The 2,795-nt window shown below is 61.9% G+C and carries 4 protein-coding genes; 1 reads left to right on the forward strand and 3 read right to left on the reverse strand.

All coding sequences use genetic code 11. The features are described 5' to 3' along the window. The coding region (locus VFI82_06605) for a Rieske 2Fe-2S domain-containing protein (protein HET7184336.1) at positions 1-471 on the reverse strand (471 nt) is incomplete at its 3' end. 122 nt (positions 472-593) lie between these two features. Next, entirely contained in the window at positions 594-1,208 is a 615-nt protein-coding gene (locus tag VFI82_06610; GenBank protein ID HET7184337.1) for a c-type cytochrome, read from the reverse strand. Between the two features lie 376 nt (positions 1,209-1,584). On the opposite strand from VFI82_06610, the gene VFI82_06615 reads away from it, so the two are divergent. Continuing rightward, a complete protein-coding gene (locus tag VFI82_06615; protein ID HET7184338.1) occupies positions 1,585-2,310 on the forward strand; it encodes a hypothetical protein in 726 nt (241 codons plus the stop codon). 157 nt (positions 2,311-2,467) lie between these two features. Here the strand turns inward: VFI82_06615 and VFI82_06620 are convergent. Further along, positions 2,468-2,795 (reverse strand): c-type cytochrome (locus tag VFI82_06620; GenBank protein ID HET7184339.1); only part of this gene is annotated, 328 nt, incomplete at its 5' end.

The raw sequence follows: 2,795 nt of genomic DNA on the forward strand, positions 1-2,795 counted from the left end.
CACGATTTCGTCGCCGCGCACGTGGACATCGAACAGCTCCAGCGGCCGCGGTGGCGGGCCGGAAACGTTGCGCCCCGCCAGGTCGTAGGTGCCGTTATGGCAGGCGCACCACACCTGCTTGACGTCGCTGCGGTATTGCACCGTGCAACTCAAGTGCGTACAGGTGGCTGACATGGCGCGGTATTCGCCATCGCTGCCCAGCAGCAGCAGCCCGGGGCGGTTTCCGAAACGGAAAATCTTGGCGCTGTTGGGTTTCAGTTCGCCGACGCGCGCGGCCACTACAACGTCGCCGCCCATGTCGGTCGCGGCGGGTGGAACCAGGTAACGAAGGACGGGATAAATGAAGGATGCGGCCGATGCCAGCAGTCCGCCGCCGAGTAATACCTGTACAAAACGCCGGCGCCCGGTGCTGCTCGGGGCAGCTTGCTCGATCGCCTCCCGCGGCGCGGCTGTCGCTTCAAACACTTCCATGGTGGCCTCTCGAAGTGTGGCTAGTCGGTTCCGCTGTCGCATCATGACCCGGAACCGGCAAAGCACCGAGGTTCTCTATCACGCCGCGTTGTGACATAGATCACCAACACGGCGCTCATCCGCTACTTCGCTTTCCCCAGTCCCTTGACATAGCCGGAAAGCTGCGTGATTTCGTCTTTGCTCAGCTTGCCTTCGTATGCCGGCATCTTGTTCTTGCCTTTGGCGATGGTCTGGGAAAGTTCCGAGGCCGACTGCTTCTGCACTTCGGGAGAGGCCAGGTTCCTGATGTTGAGCTTCGTGCCCATCGTGGTTTTGCCTTGGCCATCCGCGCCGTGACACATGGCGCATTTGCTGCTAAAGAGGGCCGAGGCGTTGTCTGCTGCATGCGACGTGACTATCAGTAAGGATGAAAGCAAAATAAGGATGAGGAACGTGCCGTAAACAGGTACCTTGCGCATTTTGTTCGGCTCCAGGGATTGGTGATAACCGTGTTCCAGAAAATTGCTCGCGTGGACCGGTTGAACGTCCTCGTTTTCTTGCGGTGCGCTCTCAGCAGCGGGAACGAACAATCGCCATAGCAACCATGAGATCAGGACCGCAAAGCCCAGGTACCACAGCAGCGGACCCACCAGCCACACCACCCACAGCGGCAGGAAGTCGTACTTGCTGAGGAAAGTCCCCGCACCCGCGAACAGCAGGAACAGGCCGAAGAAGGCTAGCGTGTCCACTCGACGCATGGCGAAGACTCCTTTGCTCGGAGGAAGGGACGACGGCTTTCTGTCCACCGGAGAGGCCGACCAAGGCTCACGGCTGGTATCAGGCATCGCTTCCCTTCCTCCTATGCGGCTTTACGAACGTACGTTCGCACGCCTGGGGCCACCCCTCTCGCCGCCTCTGCAAATCCCGCGAAGCGGCTGATCCGCCTGATGTTGCGCCGTATTCCCACAACCCCAAAACCGGCCCCTCGGAAGCGGCGCCGGTGTCCGAAAGTCAGGCGTTGTCAGAAATTCGGACGCTGGTTCGAAACCCAACCGCTCTCCCGTGCAAGCTTGGTCGGCGCGCGGCCGGGATCTGTGTCATGCTGGCCCGGCCGCCATCTCCGAGGTTTGGCTTATGTCAGGCATGAAGATTCTTGCCGTGCTTCTGCTTCTCGCGACAGCGCTGGCGTGTGCCCAGGAAATTCCCCCCGGGACGGCCCTGCCCGTGGAACTGAATTCCACGCTGGACTCGAACAAGGTCGCCTCCGGCCAGGCGATTTCCGCCATCGTCTCGCAGGACGTGCCCTTGCCCTCAGGAGGCAGGATTCGTTCCGGCTCGCGCGTGAACGGACGCGTCTTGCAGGTCGGCAGCAAGCCGGGCGGCGGCGCATTTGTTCGCCTTCGCTTTGACCAGGTGCTGTCGAAGGATCGCAACCTTCAGGTCTCCACCAGCCTGCGCGCGCTCGCCTCCCCCTATGAAGTTCAGGAAGCGCAACTGCCCAAGACTGGCCCAGTGGAAAGGGACGCGGCCGCGAGTTGGATTACGGTTCAAGTCGGCGAGGACGTCGTCTATCGCGGCGGCGGCCACGTCATGCATGATTCCCAGATCGTCGGCGATCCGGTCAAGGATGGCGTTGTCTCGGTGCTTCTGCCCGTGCCAAAGCCGGGGTGCGAGAACGGTAGCGGCGACCGCCGATTGGCGGTGTGGGTGTTCGCTTCGTCCGCTTGCGGCGCCTATGGCTTCCGCTTCCTTGAGATCAGCCACGCCGGCAACGCCGAGCCAGTCGGCGAGATCGTTTTGCAGTCCAAAAAGACCGTCCATCTCGGAACCGGCACCGCCTTGCTGCTGATCACCAATTAGGCCCAGGCCTCGACCAGCGCCCCACGCGACGTTTGCTCGCCTGCGTTGTCCGATGAAGCCAGAGGCCGAAAAATTCGCTGGCAAGAAAGTTGCCGTCAAGGGCAAACTGGACAGCAAGACCAACACCATCAGCGTGGTATCCATCCAATAATTCCGCTTATTTCCGCGTCTCCACTGGGGTATTCAGGAACGAGAGCAGGTCTCCCACATCGTTTTCCTGCAGCATCGGCCAGCCTCGACCGGCCTTGCGACTTTCCTCGTACATCTGTGCCCCGTGTCCCCACAGGCTGGTCGCCAGGCGCACCGCGGTGTAGGTCTGGCTGCGCCCGCGCAGGCCGGGTCCGCGCGACGTTCCTTGGGCGTGCGTTCCGTGACAATCGGCGCAACCGCGCCAGCTGAAGATGCTGCTGCCCACCTGCGGCGATCCGGACGGCTCCTGGTAATGCAGGGTGTAGAGGAACAGCGCCAGGTCGGCGAGTTCCTGC

This window comes from Terriglobales bacterium (assembly GCA_035691485.1).
Lineage (GTDB): Bacteria > Acidobacteriota > Terriglobia > Terriglobales > Acidobacteriaceae > JAIQGF01.

Coding starts and splice junctions, on each gene's coding strand:
- VFI82_06610 (HET7184337.1), bottom strand. CDS start 1,208: ATGCGTCGAGTGGACACGCTAGCCTTCTTCGGCCTGTTCCTGCTGTTC.
- VFI82_06615 (HET7184338.1), top strand. CDS start 1,585: ATGTCAGGCATGAAGATTCTTGCCGTGCTTCTGCTTCTCGCGACAGCG.